This is a genomic window from Actinocorallia populi, assembly GCF_002995495.1.
GTDB classification, from domain to species: domain Bacteria; phylum Actinomycetota; class Actinomycetes; order Streptosporangiales; family Streptosporangiaceae; genus Actinocorallia; species Actinocorallia populi.
Map to the genome: position 1 here is coordinate 312,946 of NZ_PVZV01000007.1, position 18,454 is coordinate 331,399.

An 18,454-nucleotide genomic window follows, 5' to 3' on the forward strand; every position below is an offset into this window, starting at 1 on the left:
TCACGACTCCGGGAGACATCATGGAAGATTTTCACGCGCTGCTCGTCGTCGACGCCGAGCAGTTCAGCGGCCACCGCGACAACGACCTGCCCGACCTCCACCTGGAGATCCGCTCCGCCGTCGCCTCCGCCTTCGAAGCCAGTGGGCTCGGGGAGGTCTGGCAGGCCGTCCGGTTCCTGGAGAGCACCGGTGACGGGCTCCTCACCGCCCTGCCGCACCGGGTGATCCCCACGCTCATCGACCCGTTCCCCCTGTGGCTCCAGGAGGCCCTGGCCCAGGCGGCGCCCCGGCTGCGGGCACGCGGGATGCGCCTGCGGCTGCGGGCGGCGGTGCACGTCGGCCTGCTCGACGAGGAGCGGCCGGACGCGCCCGGCATCTCCACCGCGGTCATCGACGTCAACCGGCTCCTCGACGCCGGTCCGCTGCGGGACGCACTGAAGCACAGCGACCCGGACGCCACCTTCACCGCCTTCCTGCTGTCGGAGGAGGTCTTCACCGCCTACGTGCGCGGCGGCCGTACCGGCCTGCGGACCAGCCGGTTCACCGAGGTACGGGTCAAGGTCAAGCAGTTCGACCGGCCCGCCCACCTCTACGTGCCCGTGCCCTCCCGGAACGGCACACCGCCCGAGGCCGCTCCCGCCGCGCCGTCCGCCGCTCCGCCCGGCGGGACGTCGCCCGGCGGGGTGACGGTCAACGGTGACCGCAACCAGAACGTCTTCGGCAACCAGATCAGCGGCGGCTTCCAGATGGGGCGGCCGTGACGGTGGACGAGGATGTCACGATCAACGGGGACGGCAACCAGAACGTCTTCGGAAACGAGATCGGCGGCGACGTCATCCTCCAGCAGCTCAACTTCGTGCGCCACCGCGCTTCGATGGTGCTGTCCTCGGATGAGATCGACGAGCGGGTCGAGGAGTACGTGCCCGCCTTCAACCACGTCCAGATCGTCAAGGCGCTCCGGAACTTCCACGTCCTGGCGCTCGCCGGACCGGACGGCTCCGGGGTGAAGACGGCGGCCATCGCGGCCCTGCGGGAACTCCGCCCCGGGCTGGCGATCCGCTTGTTCGCCACCGAGAAGGACGATGTCGAGGAGATAAGGATCAGCGGTGTGCTCGGGTACCTGGTGCGCGCGGCCGACGAGGACGACACGTCGCGGCTCCGGTCCTGTGTCGAGGCCGTCCTCTCGTCCGGCGGTTATCTGGTGGTCATGGGCACGGAGGCCGAACAGCGGCGGTTCGCCGACCACCTCCAGATGGTCCTGGTCGAGCCGCCTCCGGCCGAGGCCGTCTACCGCCGCAGGCTGGAGCGCCGCGGTCTGGGCTCCACCCGCTGGTACGACTGGCCCAGATCCCGCGACCTGCTGGACGGGTCCCTTCCCGGCCACGGGCGCCGCCTCGCCGACCTCGTGTGGGACGCCGTCCAGAGGGGCGGCGACGCGTACCAGGTGGAGCAGGCCTACCTCGGGTGGGGTGAGGAGCTGCGCGGCTGGTTCGGCCAGCACGGGCTGCTGGAACGGATCCTGATGATCGCCGCCACGACGATCGCCCCGGCGGACGAGGACAGCGTGTACGGCGCGGCGCTGACCCTGGCCAAGCGGCTGGACGTCCCCCTGGAGGGCGGCGGTCTGGCATGGCATCCGTCCGCCGCGCTGGACGGCCTGCTGGACGCCGAACGCGAGGACGGCGACCGGATCGTGTTCCGCAGGCTCGGCTACGCCGAATCGGTCCTGCGCCACGTCTGCACCCAGCACCCGCTGGCCCGGCTGGACCTGCTGTCCTGGCTGTCGGAGCTGCCCACCGACCCCGTCGTCACCCTGGAACCCGCGCTCCGGTACCGGCTCGTCGAATCGTTCGCCGACCTGGCAGCCGACTACAACCTTCCGGAGAAGATCGTCCAGCGGGCGGAGCACTGGGCGGACGGCCGTCGGCGGACCGCTGATCTGGCCTACATCGTGCTCGCCCGAACCTGCCTCCACCCGCGCGTCGGCGGCCGGGTGCGCACGCGGCTCTACCTCTGGTCCAAGGAGCGGACCGCTCCCCGGTCGTTGAAACTGACGGTCATCCAGGTCTGTGAAGTCCTGGGGCAGACCCACCTGTCCATCGCGCTGACCCGCCTCAAGCATCTGGCGACCTACGGGGACGCGGAGATCCGGGACAAGGTGTTCGAGGTGGCCTGTTCCCTCGCGAGGAACAATCCCCCGGCGGTCTTCCGGACGGCACTGCAGTGGTGCCGAACCGCGGCCCGCATGTCCGACCGCGCCAACATCAACAGAATCGAGGTGGGGCTGCGGCTGCTGTGCACGCTGCTGCCCCAGGGCGGCCCGGCCGAGCTCCGCGACGTCCTCGGAATCATCGACTTCCTGGCCGCGCAGGGCGATTCCCGCTTTCGCCCCCTCCTCTTGAAGAACCTGTTGCAACTGGCCGCCGAGTACCCCTGGCCCGTACTCGACCTGCTCCTGTCCTGGACGAGAGGCGCCGACGACCGCTCCACGAGGGGCATCACGCTCCAGGCGTCGCTGGGCGCCGAGGTCTTCCTCGCCCTGGCCGGAAAACGAAACGGCTCGGGCCCGCCGGTCTTCCTGTCGGGCCATGCCCCCGTCGACCTCGCCGGCCTCACCCCCGCGTGGTCCGTGGCGTTCGGCATCGCCTCAGGACCTGAACGCCGGCTCCCCGAGTTCGAAGAGGTCCTCCGCCTCTGGCTGGAGACCGCCGTCGCCCGGCCCGCGCTGCGCCCTCTCGTCCTGTCATCGCTTCTCGACGCGGCGGAGAGCACGACGGGAGGCGGACGGCTGCTGCTGAACCTCGTCACGTCGTGGTCGAACGGGAGACCCGAGTGGCGCAGGGTCAGGGAAGCGGTGTACGTCCGGCTGCTCCAGCCCGATTGGCAGAGGTGGCTGCTGATCCTCTGGGTCTGGTTCCGATCCCTCTTCGAGAACCGCTCACGAGGACGGGCCCGGCGGCCCTCCTGAGGTCCGGCTCGATGGCGGGCCGGTCACGGGGGGCGAAGCGCCGCGTAGCGGCGGGCGACCTCGTGGAACGCCTCTTTGGGCTGCCAGGTGCCGGGTGCGTCGGCGGGGACCTTCACCACGCCGAAGCCCGCCATGTCCAGGTCGTGCCGGGGCTCGGTGTGGTGGGGGAAGCTCGGCATGACGAACGTGAACACGAAGCATCCGTGGACGTCGTGCGCGGCGTACAGGTCGATGAGCTCGGCGAGGTACTTCGCCTGGGTGGGCTCGTCGCGTACGTTGCCGTCCTTGACGTGGGGTGTCTCGGTGAGCCATTTGACGATCCGGAAGGAGCTCGGCCCTCGCCTGTCGGCCCCGATGTGGGCGCCGCATCCGAATTCGGTGATGACAACTGGTTTGCCGGCGTTCTCCAGGAGGGAGCGCAGCCTTCTCTCGTAGGCGGCGGGGTCGGTGCCGAGGCGGTACAGGTTGACGCCCGCGACGTCGAAGCCGGACCAGTCCACTTTCTCCCAGGCGCCCGCGGCATAGGTGACCGGGCCGTGGAAGGCGTCGCGGGCCGTGGCGAGCGCGTCCGCGAGCAGCATGTCGAGCTTGCGGGTGATCCGGCGTTCGAACAGCCGCAGCAACCGCGGCCGTACCAGGATCTGCAGGCGGATGAAAGTGTTCGGCCCCGGGATCATTCCCGGGGCCGTGAAGGAGAACTCGCTCCCGACCAGTAGCGTGACCCGGCCGGGGTACCGGACGCGTAGAGCCTCCGCGGCGGTCGCCGTCGCCGCCAGGTGGGCCAGGAGCTCCGAACGCGGCCGGTCGGGGAACGACGGCCGGACATAGACGTCGAGTCCTGCTTCCAACGCGCGTTCCGCGGCCTCGATGTGCGCTTCGGTGTCCGTGCCGATGAGCATCACCGTCGTGCAGTGCAGTTCCTCGGCGATGACCTGCAGATCACGCCGCACGGCGTCATCGCTCCTGCCTTCGACGATGTACGAGATGCCCTTGTGCTCCAGCCCCATGATTCCCTCCGTCGGAAGCAGGTACGCATCGCCAGGAACCGGCCATGGCCTCTTCCTGGTCGGCGGCCTGGAACCGGACCGTCGGCGAAATGCAGCTCGGTGACCGCCTCTGCCCTAAGACAACGGCATCGAGCGTCGATAAGTTCTTTCCGGCTTTGCGAGGGACGGCCCCGCTGCGGGGAGAAGGCTCTCTACGTCTCGCGTGGAAAGAGGCCCGAGGTCAGCGCGGGCGGGCGTGGCGGAGCTGGTGGAGGGTGTAGCCGCGGCCTGACGGGTCCAGGGGTTTCGTCTTCTGTTTGAAGACGTATTCGGCGCGTTCGTAGGAGAGGCGGCGGCGGCCCGTGTCGGGGCAGAGGTCGGCGGGGCCGGGAGTGCGGGAAGGGGCTGGGCGGCGGTCGGAGAGGAACACCGGGCCGCGGGTCCGGCCCGCGGCGAGGCCCAGGAGCAGGTCTGCGGCGGCGGGGAGCCGGTCCGGGGCGAGGTCCTCGACGTTGAGGTCCTCCACGTTGAGGGCGAGGGCCTCGGCGATCGTCGTGGAGGACTCGTACAGGAGGGACCACAGGGCGCGTTCCCTCAGGGGGATGTCGGGGCGGGCCAGCAGGCGGGCGAACTCGTCCGGGTGCAGGGGGGTGCGGGGGGCGCCGGATTCGCGGTGGCGGGGCAGGGACGACGAGAGGTCCGTCTCCAGCCAGGCGCGGGGCGGGGCGGAGGTCCAGTCGGTGAAGGAGCGGACGGCCGCTCGGTGGCGGTTCCAGGTCTTGGGTGCCGCGTCGGGCCAGGCTGTGGTGAAGGCGCGGGCCACGTGGTCGGGGGTGAGGGTCGTGAGGGGGGTGCGGGCGCCGAGGGCGCGGAGCAGGCGGTGGAGGGTCTGGGTGTAGGAGCGGCGGGTGGAGGGGGTCAGGTCGTCCCGGGTGAGGAAGGCCTCCGCCGCCTCGGCGAGGGTGACGCCCTGGTCGGGCGGGGCGGCGGGGAGGGCGGCGGCGCGGTCGAGGAGGAAGGCGCGTTCGGCGGCGTTGCGGGCCAGGGACGCGGCGCGTTCGAACTCTGTGCGGGCCTCGGCGGGGCGGTCGAGCCGCGCCAGGAGGTCGGCGCGGACGCTGGGGAGGAGGTGGTAGTCCTTCAGGGACGGGTCGCCGGTCAGCTCGTCGACGATGGCCAGGGCGGCTTCTGGGCCGCGGACCATTCCGATCGCGACGGCGCGGTTGAGCCGGACGACGGGGGTGGGCAGGACGTGGAGCAGCGCGTCGTAGAGGGCGGCGATCTGCGGCCAGTCGGTCTCCTCGGCGGTGCGGGCGCGGGCGTGCGTCACCGCGATGGCGGCCTGGAGGACGTAAGGGCCGGGCGGGCGGGGGTTCTCGCGGGCGCGGAGCAGGGCGGCCATGCCGCGGCGGATGAGCAGCGGGTCCCAGCGGCCGCGGTTCTGCTCGTGCAGGCGGAGCGGCTCCCCGGACGGGCCGGTGCGCGCGGCCGAGCGTGACGCCTGGATCTCCATGAGCGCGACGAGGCCGTGGACCTCGGGTTCGCCGGGTGCGAGCCCGGCCAGCATCCGGCCGAGGCGCAGCGCCTCCAGGCAGAGGGCGGGGCGGATCAGGTCCTCGCCCGAGGTCGCGGAGTAGCCCTCGTTGAAGATCAGGTAGATGACCTCGAGCACGGACGACAACCGCTCGGCCAGCTCCGCCCCGTCGGGGAGCTCGAAGGGGACGCCCGCGTCGGCGAGCGCCTGCTTGGCCCGCGCGACGCGCTGGACGACCGCCTGCTCGGAGACGAGGAACGCGCGGGCGATCTCCCCCGCGGTGAGGCCGCCGAGGAGCCGCAGCGTCAGAGCGGCCCGCTCCTCGGTGGACAGCAGCGGATGGCAGGAGACGAACATCAGGCGCAGCACGTCGTCGCCCTGCTCCGGCTCGGGCTCCGGTGCCTGCTCCAGCTCGTGGGCGAGCTGCTCCTGCTTGCGTTCCAGCCGTTCGAGGCGGCGCAGGTGGTCGATGGCCCGGCGTTTGGCCGTCGTCATCAGCCAGGCGGCCGGGTTGCCCGGAATGCCCTGCGACGGCCACTGCTCCAGCGCCGCGACCAGGGCGTCCTGCGCCAGCTCCTCGGCCAGGCCCACCTCGCGGACCAGCCGGGTGAGCGCGGCGACGATCTTCGCGGCCTCCAGCTTCCAGACCGCGTCGATCGTGCGGTGAACGTCCTCGACCGTCATAGCGGGAATCACAACACCGCCCCGGTGCGCTCGCAACCGGAGCGGTGCGCGCCCCGTGGACGGCGCGTCAGCCGAAGACCTGCCAGATCTGGCTCTCTCCGTCGCCGGCGATCTTCCGGAAGCGCCGTGCCACCTCGATGGCCTCCTCCTTGGAGCGCACCTCGACGAGCGCGAACCCGGCGACCACGTCCTTGGCCTCCAGGAACGGCCCGTCCGTCACGGTGATCTCGCCACCGGAGGAGTTGACGAGCAGGCCGCGCGGCTCCAGCCCGCCGGTGGCCAGCAGCACGCCGGCCTTGGTCATCTCCTCGACGAACGCCCCCATCTCGGCGAACAGCTTCTCGTCCGCCTCGGCGCCGCCCTTGGTGGTCATCAGGTATCGCATATCCGCTCCTTCTTCGTTTTCCGTTTCGCCTTACGCCCCTCCGTCGATCGGGATGATGTGACAGGGAACGCGTTCCCTGTCACATCCTCGGTACGACGTCCCGGATGAGAACAGCCGAACGATCCGGGAGAGACACCATGACGACCATCACCCTCCAGCACACCGCCTCCGCACCGGCCCGCACCCGGACGGCGCTCACGCTCCTCGCGGCGGCCTCCCCCCTGTGGGCGGCGGTCTCCCTCGCCCAGGCCCTCACCCGCGACGGCTACGACCTGACGCGGCACCCGCTGAGCGTGCTGAGCACCGGCTCCCTGGGCTGGCTCCAGATCGCCAACTTCCTGTTCTGCGGCGTCCTCACGGCCGTCGGCGCGATAGGCCTGCGCCGCGCCCTGCACGGCACCCCCGGCGGCACCTGGGCGCCCCGGCTGGTCGCCGTCTACGGCCTGGGCATGATCGCGGCCGGCGTCTTCGTCATGGACCCCGCGGACGGCTTCCCCGTCGGCACCCCCGCGGGAGCGCCGACCACCGTGAGCTGGCACGCCCTCCTCCACCTCGCCTCCGGCTCCATCGCCTTCATCGCCCTGGCCGCCGCCTGCTTCGTCCTCGCCCGCCGCTACGCCCGCGCCGGCGACCGCGCCCGCGCCGTCCTCTCCCGCCTCGCGGGCACCGCCGTCGCCCTGGGCAACCTGTGGGCGATGAGCAACTCCCCCGCCGCTTCCCTCGTCCTCGCCGTCGGTGTCATCACCGGCATGCTCTGGATCTCCGCAGTCGCCGCCCGCCTCCGCGGCACGGCTCTCTGAACCGCCGCCCACCCGGGCCCGGCCGTCCGACGACGGCCGGGCCTACGCTCATTCCCCGACGGCCGGATACTTCTCCGCAACGGCCCTGAAGATCCGCCGAGGACGCCCGGCTGCCGACCCGGCCGTGCGCCTGGAGCCGGCCCCAGACGTCGCCGCGGAATCGACGGGCGTCCGTACCCCGGTCCAAGGTCGGTCAGCGGTCGCGGACCACCCGGCGTTCGTCCCAGACCGGCTCGGACGTCTCGCGGACGACACCATCGGAGCCGAAGACCAGGTAACGGTCGAAGGACCGGGCGAACCAGCGGTCGTGCGTCACCGCCAGGACCGTGCCGTCGTAGGCTTCGAGACCTTCCTGCAGGGCTTCGGCCGACTCCAGGTCGAGGTTGTCGGTCGGCTCGTCCAGCAGAAGGGCGGTGGCCCCGCCCAGCTCCAGCAGCAGGATCTGGAAGCGGGCCTGCTGGCCTCCGGAGAGGGTCTCGAAACGCTGGTCGCCCTGCTTGTCCAGCTCGTAACGGCGCAGCGCGCTCATCGCGGGGCCCAGGCTCTTGGCGTGGTCGGTCCACAGGATCTCCGTGAGAGTGCGTCCCAGGAGTTCCGTGCGGGCGTGCGTCTGCGCGAAATGGCCCGGGACGACGCGGGCGCCCAGCTTCCACGCACCCGTGTGCGCGACGTCCTCTCCCGCCAGGAGCCGCAGGAAGTGCGACTTCCCCGAGCCGTTGGAGCCCAGGACGGCCACCCGCTCCCCGTAGAAGACCTCCAGGTCGAAAGGCTTCATCAGCCCCGAAAGCTCGAGCCCCGCGCAGGTCACCGCCCGCACCCCGGTCCGGCCGCCGCGCAGCCGCATGGTGATCTCCTGCTTGCGCGGCGGCTCCGGCGGAGGGCCCGCCTCCTCGAACCGGCGCAGCCTGGTCTTCGCCGCCTGGTACCGCGACGCCATCTCGTCGCTGCGCTTGGCGTACTGCTGCATGTCGAGCACGAGCTTCTTCAGCTTCGCGTGCTGCTCGTCCCACCGCCGCCGCAGTTCCTCGAACCGCTCGAACCTCTGCGCGCGCCTCGTGGTAGGTGCCGAAACCGCCGCCGTGCACCCACACGTCGCTGCCGGCGGGGCCCGGCTCGACGCTGACGATCTTCTCCGCGGTGCGGGCGAGCAGTTCCCGGTCGTGCGAGATGAACAGGACGGTCTTGCGGGTCTCCTTCAACCGCTGCTCGAGCCACTGCTTGCCGGGAACGTCCAGGTAGTTGTCCGGTTCGTCGAGCAGCAACGTCTCGTCGGGGCCGCGGAGCAGCGCCTCCAGCACCAGGCGTTTCTGCTCGCCGCCGGACAGCGTCCGCACCGCGCGCCACTGGGCCTTCTCGTACGGCGTCCCCATCGCCGCCAGGGTGCACATGTCCCACAACGTCTCGGCCTCGTACCCGCCGGCCTCCGCCCAGTCGCTGAGCGCCTGCGCGTAGTCCATCTGGGCGGCCTCGTCGTCCCGCTCCATCATCGCCGTCTCGGCCTCGTCCAGCGCCAGGGCGGCCTCCCTGATCCTCGGCTGCGCGACGGAGACCAGCAGGTCGCGCACCGTCCGCTCGTCCCTGACCGATCCGACGAACTGCGGCATCACCCCGAGCCCGCCGGTGACGTTCACCTTCCCGCCGTGCGGCTTCAGCTCTCCCGCGATCAACCGCAGCAGCGTCGTCTTCCCCGCCCCGTTCGCCCCCGCCAGGGCGACCGTCGCGCCCTCCCCGACCCGGAACGAGACGTCGTTGAGCAGCACCCGCCCGTCCGGCAGGAAGTACTCCACGTGCGCTGCCTCTACATGTCCCATCGCTGAAGTTTAGAGCCGCTCACGAGCACCGGCCCACCGCCCGACGAGGCGGCCACGGGCACCGTGAAAGGATCGGAACATGTGCACCGCCGCCGCGCAGGCCCGCTTCGATCCCTGCCGCCACGCCCGCGCCGACGTGTCCCGGGCCGGGGCGGACCGCAGGCGCCGGGCTCCGGCCGGGTTCCCGGGCTGACGGGATGCGCGCGCGGCCGATCTCGTTCGAGCGGCTGGTCGAGGAACTCTGCGACCGGCTCGTGCGCGCTCCGCGGGAACGCCGGCTGCGCGTCGCGATCGACGGGGCTCCGGCGGCGGAACCGGGGCGGCTGGCGGACGCGCTGGTGGAGCCGCTGCGGACGCGGGGGCGGGAGGCGCTGCGGGTGTCGGCGTGGGATTTCCTGCGGCCCGCATCGCTTCGTTATGAATTCGGGCGGGATGACCCGGATGCCTTCTACGACGACTGGCTGGACGCGAACGGGCTGCTGCGGGAGGTGCTCGCGCCGCTGGAGCCCGGCGGGACGGGGAAGGTGCTGCCGAGCCTGTGGGACCGGGTGCGGGACAGGGCCACCAGGGCGAAGTACGTGGACGTCCCGCCGGGAGGCGTCGTCCTGGTGGACGGGGCGCTGCTGCTGGGCCGGCGGCTCCCCTTCGAGCTGACCGTGCACCTCGCGCTCTCCCCCGCCGCGCTGGCCCGGCGCACGGACGGGGACGAGGCCTGGACGCTGCCCGCCTACGCCAGGTACGAGCGGGAGGTCCGGCCCCGACGGGCGGCGGACGTCGTGGTCAAGACGGACGACCCCCGCCACCCGGCCCTGATCACCGAGAGGGAAGGATCGGACCCATGGACGTACTGAGCAGCCGGGTCATGCTGCGGCCCGCGGACCTCGAACGCAGCCAGGCCTTCTACCGCGACGTGCTGGGCCTGGCCGTCTACCGCCAGTTCGGGCCGCCGGACTCCCCCGGCGTCGTGTTCTTCCTCGGCTCCGGCTTCCTGGAGGTCTCCGGGCACTCCCCCGAGCCGCCCGGGGGGTCGCTGGAGCTGTGGATCCAGGTCCGCGACGTCCACGCCGAGCACGAACGCCTCTCCGCCGCGGGCGTCACCGTCCTGCGGGAGCCGAAGGTCGAGTTCTGGGGCCTGATCGAGATGTGGATCGCCGATCCGGACGGCGTGCGCATCGTCCTGGTGGAGATCCCCGCCGACCACCCCCTCCGCCGGGACACCCGCGTCCTGGCAGGCCCCGAGGCGTAGGCTCCGGGTCCATGACGCTCTCCGACACCGCACCTGTCGTGGAGTTCTGGCGGCGGCTGGGGCTGCCCGGACTCATCGACGTGCACACGCATTTCATGCCGAAGCGGCTGCTGGACAAGGTGTGGGCCTACTTCGACATGGCCGGTCCGGCCATCGGCAGGACATGGCCCATCACCTACCGGCACGAGGAGGACGAGCGGCTCGCACGGATCAGGGCCTACGGGGTGCGGGCCTTCACCTCCATGATCTACCCCCACAAGCCGGACATGGCGGCGAACCTGAACGCCTGGTGCGCCGAGTTCGCCGCCCGCACCCCGGACTGCCTGCACACCGCCACGTTCTTCCCCGAACCGGACGCCGCCCGCTATGTCGAGAAGGCCGTCGAAGCCGGCGCGCGCGTCTTCAAGTCGCATCTGCAGGTCGGCGCCTACGACCCGCGCGACCCCCTGCTCGACGACGTGTGGGGCACGCTCCGGGACGCCGCCGTGCCGGTCGTGGTGCACTGCGGCTCCGGACCCGGCCTCGCGGGGCCGTTCACCGGCCCCGGTCCCATCGGCGAGGTACTGGAGCGCTTCCCCCGCCTGCGCGTGATCATCGCGCACTGCGGGGCGCCGGAGTACTCCGACTTCCTGCGCACGGCCCTGCGCCACCCGGAGGTCCGCCTCGACACCACGATGGTCTTCACCGACTTCATCGAGGAGGAGGCCCCGTTCCCCCGCGACGCCCTGCCGCTGCTGCTCGACCTCCGGGACCGCGTCCTCTTCGGCAGCGACTTCCCCAACATCCCCTACCCCTACCTCCATGCCCTGGAGAGCCTGGAGCGCCTCGAACTGGGCGAGGAGTGGCTGCGCGCCGTCTGCCACGACAACGCGGCCGCGCTCTTCGGCCTCTAAGCGCCACGGACGACGCGGAGCCGGCGGGCGGAGCCGAGGTGGAGCCCGTCCGGGCCCCAGGCGTCGACGCGCTCGTCGGTCCAGCCGTCCCCGGCCGCCGGGCGGGTCGCCGCCCGCACCAGCACCCAGGGGGACGACGCCCGCGACAGGCCCAGGCCCGGGTGGGCGGTGAGCTGGACGGTGGGGCGGGACGGGGCCGGCACGTCCAGGAGGAACACGAGCCGGCGGAAGTCCGGCGGGGTGTCGTCCTCGGTGAGTCGGATCCAGGCCGTCCGCACCGGCGCAGTGCCGCCGGAACGCGGCAGGGCGGGACCGGCCGGCCGGATGTCCAGGTGGGAGGCGACCGGCATGGTCTCCGGCGGAACGACGAGGCGCTCGCACCGTTCGGGCCCCGGCACGGCCGGCGCGGGCCGGGTGACGACGCGGTGGCCTCCCGTGTGCGCGGAGGCGAAGACGGCGGTCGCGTCGGCGCAGGGCCCGAGGCCGGTGAAGGCGCGGGCCGTCGCCGTCGGGAGGGTGCGGCCGAAGCCGTCCAGCTCGGTCTCCAGCCGGAACGCCTCGGTGATGGGCCGGTGGAACCGGATCGTCGCGCTCTCCAGGGCCCGTCCGGGCAGATGGGCGCTCATCGCGCCCGCCATGAGAGCGAGTGAGAGCCCGCCGTGCAGCCCGTCGGAACCCCAGAGCCCCCTGTCCGCCTCGATCAGACCGCCCGCGGGCGCATCGAGGAACGCTCCAGGCGTCAGCGCCCGGACCGGAGTCGTCATCATCTTCTTCACAGCCGTTCGAAGGTCGTCGTGTTGGCCCTGCCGGTCCGGCCTCGTCTGGGGGCCGGACCGGGTGTCCCTGCCCTCCGGCACGCGCTGGAGGCGGTCACGGTGCGGGCGCCGCCGCCTCCGAGGGGGTGGCCGAGGGCGATGGCGTCTCCGCATGTGTTCAGACGATCGACGCCGATGCCGAGTTCTCGGCGCCGGGCCGAAACGGCTGAGGCGTGCGCCTCATTTCCAGCGGGCCACCGGCGAGGACGCCCTCGACGCCTGGCCGCGGACGGGCCTTCAGCCGCGCGTGATGACGGAGGCGAGGTGCTCGGCGAGACCCTCGGGGTCGGCGACGGTGACGGTGAGGGCCTCATGCGCACGCGGCCCGAAGGCCCGGACGGGTTTCCGGAATTCGACGCACACGCCTCTCAGCGCGCTGCCGAAGGTCAGCCCCGAATCTCTGAGGGAAAGCCGCACTCCGATCGCCTTGACCGCTTTGTAGGGACCGGAGACGTCGGCCGAGGCGAGGTTGGACAGGGGCGTGGTCAGCTCCCAGCGGCCGAAGCGGGCCGAGAAGAACCCGTCCCCCACCACGACCCGGCTGTTGTCCGGACGGACGCCGAGCGCCCTCAGCAGCAGCCGGTGACGCGGGGCGAACGCGAACGGGTAGGTGTCGGCCACGGCCGCTCCTTCCGGTCGTCCGGCGGGGGGCCGCCGTCCCCGCCTCGGGCGGGGACGGGCGGCGGTCAGGGCGAAGGGTCCAGGACGAAGACCGGGATGTCGCGGTCGGTCTTCTTCTGGTACTCGGCGTAGTCGGGGTATGCCTCCACGGCGCGGGCCCACCAGCGGTCGAGTTCGTCGCCTTCGACGCGGCGGGCGACGTAGTCGCGGACGACGGGGCCGTCCTGGAGGACGACGTGCGGTTCGGCGACGATGTTGTGGTACCAGACGGGGTGCTTGGGCGCGCCGCCCAGCGAGGCGACGACGGCGTAGCGGGTGCCGTCGGTGACCCGCATCAGCGGCGTCTTGCGGATCTTGCCGGACTTCGCGCCCTTGGTGGTCAGAATGACGACGGGCCTGCCCTGCATCGTGCCGCCCTCCTCGCCGCCGGTGCGCTCGTAGAGCTCCACCTGCTCGGCGACGGGGGCGAAGGGGCTCGGCTCGTACTCTCCTTTGAGTGGCATCTCGACTCCTCTCCGTGTCCAGACCAAGATCTCACGGACCCGCGGGGGCGCCGGGGGCGGGGGTGCCCGCCGGGCCGGACGGCCCGGGAGGTCAGATCGGGTCGGGCACCGTGGAGGGCTCCTCCGAGCCGGTCTCCTGGTGCGGGAGGACGATCTGCAGGGGCATCACGGTGACGCCCAGCGGGTCGGCGACGACCACGTGCCGGTCGGGGACCTTGACCCAGTCGTCCTCGTCGTCGAGCGGCTCGCTGGCCAGCAGGGCGCCCTCGTCGTCCCTGCGGTAGCACAGCGTCTCGCCCCAGGTCGTGGCGATCGCGGTCAGGCCGTCGGTGGCCAGGACGTTCAGGCACGCGTTCGGGTCGAGGGCCGCCACGTCGCACACCAGCTCGGGCACGGCCGCCGTGAGCTGCTGCCCGGCCTCCAGGCGCTGCCACAGCAGGGCCGCCAGGAAGGCGGCGTCGCAGGTGGACTCGGGCCGGCGGCCCGGTTCCAGCAGGGAGGCGGTGACGCCGACGTTGAGGTGGCCGTTCAGGGACATCAGCGCCGAGCCGTTGGTGAACGGCGCGGTCGCCTCCACCTCGATGGGCATGCCGGGGCTGGCGCCGCGCGCCGCGCCGATCACGCAGTCGGCGACGATCGAGGCGGCCAGCGCCGGGAAGTCGGGATCGGCCTCGATCGGGCCGGTCCGGCGGTAGGTGGTGGCGGTGCCGGGGGCGGGGAACCAGCCGACGCCGAAGCCGTCCTGATTGATCAGGTCGATGTGCTGCCAGCGCGGCCGGGCCGCCTGCCTGGGCAGACCGTAGGGCTGGTCCAGGACGAGCTCCTTGACCGAACGATCGTTGCCGAGCCAGGCGAAGTGACGGCACATAGAGCCTCCCTACGGTCTGCTGCCTGCTGTTCCTCGTTCAGGATAGGAGCTAAACACCGTGTTTCTGCAGCCAGAACTCCAAGAGTGCGAGTTGCCACAGCGCGCTCGCGCCCAGCGTGGTGCGCTCGCCCGAGGGGTCGGCCAGCAGCCGCTCGGTGTACTCGGGCCGGAAGAGCCCGCGCGCCTTGGCCGCCGGGTCGGTCAGCGCCTCCTGGACGAGGTCGAGGTAGGGCCCGGACAGGTGCCGGATGGCCGGGACGGGGAAGTAGCCCTTGGTGCGGTCGATCACGGCGTCGGGCACCACGCCCCGCGCCGCGTCCTTGAGCACCCCCTTGCCCCCCTGCGCGATCTTGAGCTCGGGCGGGCAGGCGGCCGCCAGCTCGACCAGGCGGTAGTCCAGGAACGGGGTGCGCGCCTCCAGGCCGAACGCCATGGTCATGTTGTCCACCCGCTTCACCGGGTCGTCGACCAGCATGACCGTGGTGTCCAGGCGCAGCGCCGCGTCCAGGGCCTTCTCGGCCCCGGGCCGCCCGAAGTGCGCCTCGACGAACTCCATGCTGTGGTCGCGGTCCAGGTAGGCGGGGCTGAGCTGGCCGACGAGATCGGCGTGCGGCCGGTCGAAGAAGGCCTTCGCGTAGGCGGCCGCTGCCCCCTCGCGCGGGACTCCGGCCAGCGGCGGGTACCAGCTGTAGCCGCCGAGCACCTCGTCGGCGCCCTGCCCGGACTGCACGACCTTGACGTGTCGCGACACCTCCTGCGACAGGAGGTAGAAGGCCACGCAGTCGTGGCTGACCATCGGTTCGCTCATCGCGCCGACCGCCCCGTGCAGGGCGGGCAGCAACCGGTCGTCACCGATATGGATCTTGTGGTGCTTCGTTCCGAAGTGCCGCGCCACCAGGTCGGAGTACTCGTACTCGTCGCCCGACTCCCCTCCGGCGGAGTGGAAGCCGATGCTGAAGGTCTCCAGTCCCGGCTGCCCGGCCTCGGCCAGCAGCCCGACGATCAGGCTGGAGTCCAGACCGCCGGAGAGCAGCACGCCCACCGGCACGTCCGCGACCATCCGCACGTCCACGGCCGCCCGCAGGCTCTCCAGGATCGCCTCGGGCCACTCCCGCGGGTCCGCGGGCCCCTCCCCCCGGGTGAAGGACGGGTCCCAGTAGACGTGGTCCTCGAAGCTCCCGTCGCGCAGGACGGTCCGGACGGTCGCCGGGGGCAGCTTGGAGACGCCCTTGAGGATGGTGCGCGGCGCCGGGACCACCGAGTGGAAGGTCATGTAGTGGTGCAGCGCCACCAGGTCCAGGGAGGTGTCCACCTCCCCCCCGGCCAGCAGGGCCGGCAGCGTCGAGGCGAACCGCAGCCGCCCCGGCCCGGCGCTGAGGTAGAGCGGCTTGATCCCGAGCCGGTCGCGGGCCAGCACCAGGGTGCCGGTGTCGCGTTCGTGCACGGCGAAGGCGAACATGCCGTTGAAGCGGCTCACGCAGTCGCGGCCCCAGTGGTGGTAGCCCTTGAGGATCACCTCGGTGTCGGAGGTGGAGAAGAACCGGTGCCCGGCGGCCTCCAGCTCGCGCCTGAGCTCCTGGTAGTTGTAGATGCAGCCGTTGAAGACGGCCGTCAGCCCCAGCTCCGGGTCGGTCATCGGCTGGGCCCCCCGGTCGGAGAGGTCGATGATCCGCAACCGCCGGTGACCGAGGGCCAGGGCGCCCGACGACCAGACGCCCTGACCGTCCGGCCCGCGGGCCGCCAGGGTGGCGTTCATCCTGGTCACGGCCGTCACATCGGCGGGAGCCCCGTCGAACCGGAACTCACCGCAGAAGCCACACATGAAGAAGAATCCTTTCGCTCGTGTTCACAGGAGCCAGGTGTCCTTGGAGCCGCCGCCGCGCGAGGAGTTGACGATCCGGCTGCCGTGGGCGGCGACCCTGGACAGGGCCAGCGGCACCACGTCGGGTTCGGCGCCCAGGCAGACGAAGGTCCGCAGGTCCACCACGCGCGGCTCCAGCCGTCCGCCGGTGAAGGTCGGGTGGGTGGAGACGGCCACGGTCTCCTGGCCTATCCAGCGGTCGGGGCAGGCGATGATCTCGGCGCGGACGGCCGCCAGCTCCTTTGCGGAGGCGTCGGGGCCGATCACCACGCCCTGGCCCCCGTACCCGTCGACGGGTTTGACGACCAGTTCCTCCAGCCGGTCCAGCACCTGCTCCAGGTCGGCGGGCTCGCGGCACAGGTAGGTCGGCACGTTGTCGAGGATCGGGGTCTCCCCCAGGTAGTAGGAGATCAGCCGCGGCACGTGGGCGTAGATCGCCTTGTCGTCGCCCAGGCCGTTGCCGGGCGCGTTGGCCAGCAGGACCGAGCCGGAGGCCACCAGGTCGCGCAGTCCCGGCATCGCCTCCCAGAGGTCCTCCTCGTCGATCCGGCGGTAGAGCACGCGGATGCGACGCCCCTCGACGGCGAACAGCTCCCCGTCGCGGATCTCCAGGTCGCCGGGCTCCACCAGCGGCACGTCCAGTTCCCTGGCCAGCAGCCGGTGCTCGTAGTAGGCCGGGTCGGCCGGCCCGGACGTGATCAGCGCCAGCTCCGGCGACGCCTGGGTGAGCGCGCCGCGCAGCACGGCCATGGCGCGCCGCGGCGCGGGCGTGGCCACCGCGCGGACCAGTTCGGGCACGACCCGTGCCGACAACCACCGGTTGGCCATCGCGTAGCCGAGCCCGGACGGGACACGCAGGTTGTCCTCGAGCACGAACCAGTGGCCCGCGCCGTCCCGGACCAGGTCGGTCCCGGAGATGGCGCACCGGATCGTGTCCGGGGGCACGAGCAGGCCCTCCTCGCGGTAGCCGGGGGCGCCCGTGACCAGCTCCTTGGGCACGACCCCGTCCTCGATGACGCGGCCGGGGCCGTAGGCGTCGTGCAGGAAGTGCTCCAGCGCCCGCGTCCGCTGGCTGAGCCCCGCCTGGAGCAGCTCCCAGTCCTCGCTCCCCACGATGCGCGGGATGAGGTCGACGGGGAAGAGCCGCCCCTCCTCGAAGTACATGCCGAGGTCGTGCTGGACCTGCTCCTTCTGCCGGTTCCGCTCGGCGAGCCCCTGGGCGCCGAGCCGGTCGAGCGCGGTGAGCACGAGCCCGTAGGGGCCGCGCGCGGTGCCGTCGAAGACGACCGCCTCGTCGGCGGAGGTGTCGTAGGAGCCGCCCATCATGGAGACGATCTCGGCGCAGCGGGCCTCGGGCCACCACTCGGTGTTGGCCTTGGTCTCGGCGACCAGCAGGTCGACGACGGCCTCAAGACCGCCGGTGGCGTAGGCGGTGCGCTGGCGCGAGGCCGAGGTGCCCCGGCGCAGCACGTTGTCCATCAGGTCGCAGACCAGGTCCCAGTCGCCTGCGGCCTCCAGCGCCGGGCGCAGCTGGTTCACCGTCTCCCGGACGATCTGGCGGGCGGGCTTGGCCCTGCCCTCCAGCGGGTCGACGAGCTCGCCCTCCAGACCGGCCCGCGCGGCCCGCCAGGTGAAGGCGCGCACCAGCTCGGGCCGGGCGGTCGGCACCGGCGGGCGGCCCTGCTCGATCGCCTCGAGCTCGGTGGCGACCAGGGCGCGGAACAACCCGGCCAGCAGCGCCACGTCCTCCACCCGGGGACAGGCGTCGGGGATGCGCAGCTCCACGGTGGGCACGTGGTCGGAGGCCCGCACGTCGTAGTAGATCATCCCGGGGTCGGTGATCACGCCGGTCCTGATCAGGTCGGCGACCATCCCGTCGTACTCGGCCGCCGAGGAGACGGCGGGCGCGGGTCCGGTCGTGGGCCAGCGGTTCCACAGCAGCGTGCGGTAGCTGGCGTACCCGGAGTCCGAGCCGAGCCAGAACGGGGAGCTGGCCGAGAGGGCCAGCAGCATCGGCATCCACGGCGACACGCGGTGCCCGATCTGCACGGCCAGGTCGCGGTCCTCCACCTCCACGTGCACCTGGGCGCCGCAGATGAGCTGCTCGCGGGCGAGCAACTGGTACTCCTCCAGCATGTTCTCGTAGCGCGGGTCGGGCGTCACCTTCAGCGCGTCGAGGTCCACCACCGGCACCGTCCCTGCGGCCACGACGCCCAGGCCGAAGGCCTCGGCCTCGGTGGCCACGGCCCGGCGCAGCGCGGCGAGGTCCTCCAGCACGTCGGCCAGGCGGACGAACGGCCTGCTGTTGGTCTCCACCACCGAGCGTTGCAGCTCGCTGGAGAACCTGCTGTCCGGAAGGTTCTGCAGGAGCCGGTCGGCTCGCGGCACCAATTTGCGGGTGGCGAGGTCGACTGTGTGAAATTCCTCTTCGACCCCGACCGCCACGGATTCCAGTTTCTCCAACATGATCCTCAGCCAG

At 72.1% G+C, this 18,454-nt stretch carries 16 protein-coding genes and 2 pseudogenes; 6 read left to right on the forward strand and 12 right to left on the reverse strand.

The annotated features are described in order from the left end of the window. Positions 1–20: 20 nt before the first annotated feature. Positions 21–761, forward strand: coding sequence for a hypothetical protein (locus C2865_RS28220; protein WP_106401623.1), 741 nt, complete (start codon positions 21–23; stop codon positions 759–761). Next, entirely contained in the window at positions 758–2,968 is a 2,211-nt protein-coding gene (locus tag C2865_RS28225) for a hypothetical protein (protein WP_106401624.1), read from the forward strand. Before C2865_RS28220 ends, C2865_RS28225 begins: the two co-directional genes overlap by 4 nt. Before the next feature lie 23 nt (positions 2,969–2,991). Here the strand turns inward: C2865_RS28225 and C2865_RS28230 are convergent, their stop codons facing one another. The 4 genes and pseudogenes from C2865_RS28230 to C2865_RS28240 form a co-directional block, all read right to left on the reverse strand. Then, positions 2,992–3,975, reverse strand: coding sequence for a hypothetical protein (locus C2865_RS28230; protein ID WP_106401625.1), 984 nt, complete (start codon positions 3,973–3,975; stop codon positions 2,992–2,994). A 220-nt stretch (positions 3,976–4,195) separates the two neighbouring features. Continuing rightward, the gene (locus tag C2865_RS41900) at positions 4,196–4,876 is read right to left on the reverse strand and encodes a site-specific integrase (RefSeq protein ID WP_408608336.1); all 681 of its coding nucleotides are present in this window, start codon (positions 4,874–4,876) and stop codon (positions 4,196–4,198) included. Positions 4,877–4,954: 78 nt separating this feature from the next. Further along, positions 4,955–6,172, reverse strand: a pseudogene (locus C2865_RS41905) (RNA polymerase sigma factor); the annotation flags it as partial. A gap of 67 nt (positions 6,173–6,239) precedes the next feature. Beyond that, positions 6,240–6,557: a YciI family protein gene (locus C2865_RS28240; protein ID WP_106401627.1), complete on the reverse strand. Its 318-nt coding sequence runs from the start codon at positions 6,555–6,557 to the stop codon at positions 6,240–6,242. 137 nt (positions 6,558–6,694) lie between these two features. Between C2865_RS28240 and C2865_RS28245 the strand changes: the two genes are divergently transcribed. After that, positions 6,695–7,357 carry a DUF998 domain-containing protein gene (locus tag C2865_RS28245; RefSeq protein WP_106401628.1) on the forward strand — a complete coding sequence of 221 codons (663 nt, stop codon included), beginning with the start codon at positions 6,695–6,697 and terminating at the stop codon, positions 7,355–7,357. 193 nt (positions 7,358–7,550) lie between these two features. Here the strand turns inward: C2865_RS28245 and C2865_RS28250 are convergent. Next, positions 7,551–9,168: pseudogene (locus C2865_RS28250) on the reverse strand (ABC-F family ATP-binding cassette domain-containing protein). 197 nt (positions 9,169–9,365) lie between these two features. On the opposite strand from C2865_RS28250, the gene C2865_RS28255 reads away from it, so the two are divergent. From C2865_RS28255 to C2865_RS28265, 3 genes are read left to right on the forward strand one after another with little or no spacing between them, the layout of a single operon-like run. Beyond that, positions 9,366–10,019 carry a nucleoside/nucleotide kinase family protein gene (locus C2865_RS28255; RefSeq protein WP_106401629.1) on the forward strand — a complete coding sequence of 218 codons (654 nt, stop codon included), beginning with the start codon at positions 9,366–9,368 and terminating at the stop codon, positions 10,017–10,019. Further along, entirely contained in the window at positions 10,007–10,414 is a 408-nt protein-coding gene (locus C2865_RS28260) for a VOC family protein (RefSeq protein WP_106401630.1), read from the forward strand. The genes C2865_RS28255 and C2865_RS28260 overlap by 13 nt, the downstream gene beginning before the upstream one ends. Positions 10,415–10,425: 11 nt before the next feature. Further along, complete coding sequence (locus tag C2865_RS28265; protein ID WP_106401631.1) at positions 10,426–11,307, forward strand: amidohydrolase family protein; 882 nt, start codon at positions 10,426–10,428, stop codon at positions 11,305–11,307. Here C2865_RS28265 and C2865_RS28270 read toward each other — a convergent pair. From C2865_RS28270 to C2865_RS28300, 7 genes are all read right to left on the reverse strand, one after another. Further along, the gene (locus tag C2865_RS28270) at positions 11,304–12,074 is read right to left on the reverse strand and encodes a thioesterase family protein (protein ID WP_198653663.1); all 771 of its coding nucleotides are present in this window, start codon (positions 12,072–12,074) and stop codon (positions 11,304–11,306) included. The two genes, C2865_RS28265 and C2865_RS28270, sit on opposite strands and share 4 nt — an antisense overlap. Before the next feature lie 5 nt (positions 12,075–12,079). After that, a complete protein-coding gene (locus C2865_RS28275) occupies positions 12,080–12,436 on the reverse strand; it encodes a hypothetical protein (RefSeq protein ID WP_106401632.1) in 357 nt (118 codons plus the stop codon). Next, complete coding sequence (locus C2865_RS28280) at positions 12,360–12,743, reverse strand: hypothetical protein (RefSeq protein WP_198653664.1); 384 nt, start codon at positions 12,741–12,743, stop codon at positions 12,360–12,362. The genes C2865_RS28275 and C2865_RS28280 overlap by 77 nt, the downstream gene beginning before the upstream one ends. 65 nt (positions 12,744–12,808) lie before the next feature. Next, positions 12,809–13,246, reverse strand: coding sequence for a nitroreductase family deazaflavin-dependent oxidoreductase (locus tag C2865_RS28285; protein WP_106401633.1), 438 nt, complete (start codon positions 13,244–13,246; stop codon positions 12,809–12,811). A 91-nt stretch (positions 13,247–13,337) separates the two neighbouring features. Beyond that, positions 13,338–14,114 (reverse strand): class II glutamine amidotransferase domain-containing protein, encoded by a 777-nt coding sequence (locus tag C2865_RS28290; RefSeq protein WP_106401634.1) that lies wholly within the window; start codon positions 14,112–14,114, stop codon positions 13,338–13,340. 49 nt (positions 14,115–14,163) lie between these two features. Then, on the reverse strand, positions 14,164–15,936 hold the full coding sequence (locus tag C2865_RS28295; protein ID WP_106401635.1) for an N-acetylglutaminylglutamine amidotransferase: 1,773 nt from the start codon (positions 15,934–15,936) through the stop codon (positions 14,164–14,166). Positions 15,937–15,960: 24 nt separating this feature from the next. Beyond that, on the reverse strand, positions 15,961–18,441 hold the full coding sequence (locus tag C2865_RS28300; protein ID WP_106401636.1) for a carboxylate--amine ligase/circularly permuted type 2 ATP-grasp protein: 2,481 nt from the start codon (positions 18,439–18,441) through the stop codon (positions 15,961–15,963). Between the last annotated feature and the right edge of the window lie 13 nt (positions 18,442–18,454).

Bases quoted from the DNA above. Each gene is read 5' to 3' on its own strand.
- C2865_RS28220 (WP_106401623.1), top strand. From the start codon at position 21: ATGGAAGATTTTCACGCGCTGCTCGTCGTCGACGCCGAGCAGTTCAGC.
- C2865_RS28230 (WP_106401625.1), bottom strand. From the start codon at position 3,975: ATGGGGCTGGAGCACAAGGGCATCTCGTACATCGTCGAAGGCAGGAGC.
- C2865_RS28240 (WP_106401627.1), bottom strand. From the start codon at position 6,557: ATGCGATACCTGATGACCACCAAGGGCGGCGCCGAGGCGGACGAGAAG.
- C2865_RS28245 (WP_106401628.1), top strand. From the start codon at position 6,695: ATGACGACCATCACCCTCCAGCACACCGCCTCCGCACCGGCCCGCACC.
- C2865_RS28255 (WP_106401629.1), top strand. From the start codon at position 9,366: ATGCGCGCGCGGCCGATCTCGTTCGAGCGGCTGGTCGAGGAACTCTGC.
- C2865_RS28260 (WP_106401630.1), top strand. From the start codon at position 10,007: ATGGACGTACTGAGCAGCCGGGTCATGCTGCGGCCCGCGGACCTCGAA.
- C2865_RS28265 (WP_106401631.1), top strand. From the start codon at position 10,426: ATGACGCTCTCCGACACCGCACCTGTCGTGGAGTTCTGGCGGCGGCTG.
- C2865_RS28270 (WP_198653663.1), bottom strand. From the start codon at position 12,074: ATGATGACGACTCCGGTCCGGGCGCTGACGCCTGGAGCGTTCCTCGAT.
- C2865_RS28275 (WP_106401632.1), bottom strand. From the start codon at position 12,436: ATGAGGCCCTCACCGTCACCGTCGCCGACCCCGAGGGTCTCGCCGAGC.
- C2865_RS28285 (WP_106401633.1), bottom strand. From the start codon at position 13,246: ATGCCACTCAAAGGAGAGTACGAGCCGAGCCCCTTCGCCCCCGTCGCC.
- C2865_RS28290 (WP_106401634.1), bottom strand. From the start codon at position 14,114: ATGTGCCGTCACTTCGCCTGGCTCGGCAACGATCGTTCGGTCAAGGAG.
- C2865_RS28295 (WP_106401635.1), bottom strand. From the start codon at position 15,936: ATGTGTGGCTTCTGCGGTGAGTTCCGGTTCGACGGGGCTCCCGCCGAT.
- C2865_RS28300 (WP_106401636.1), bottom strand. From the start codon at position 18,441: ATGTTGGAGAAACTGGAATCCGTGGCGGTCGGGGTCGAAGAGGAATTT.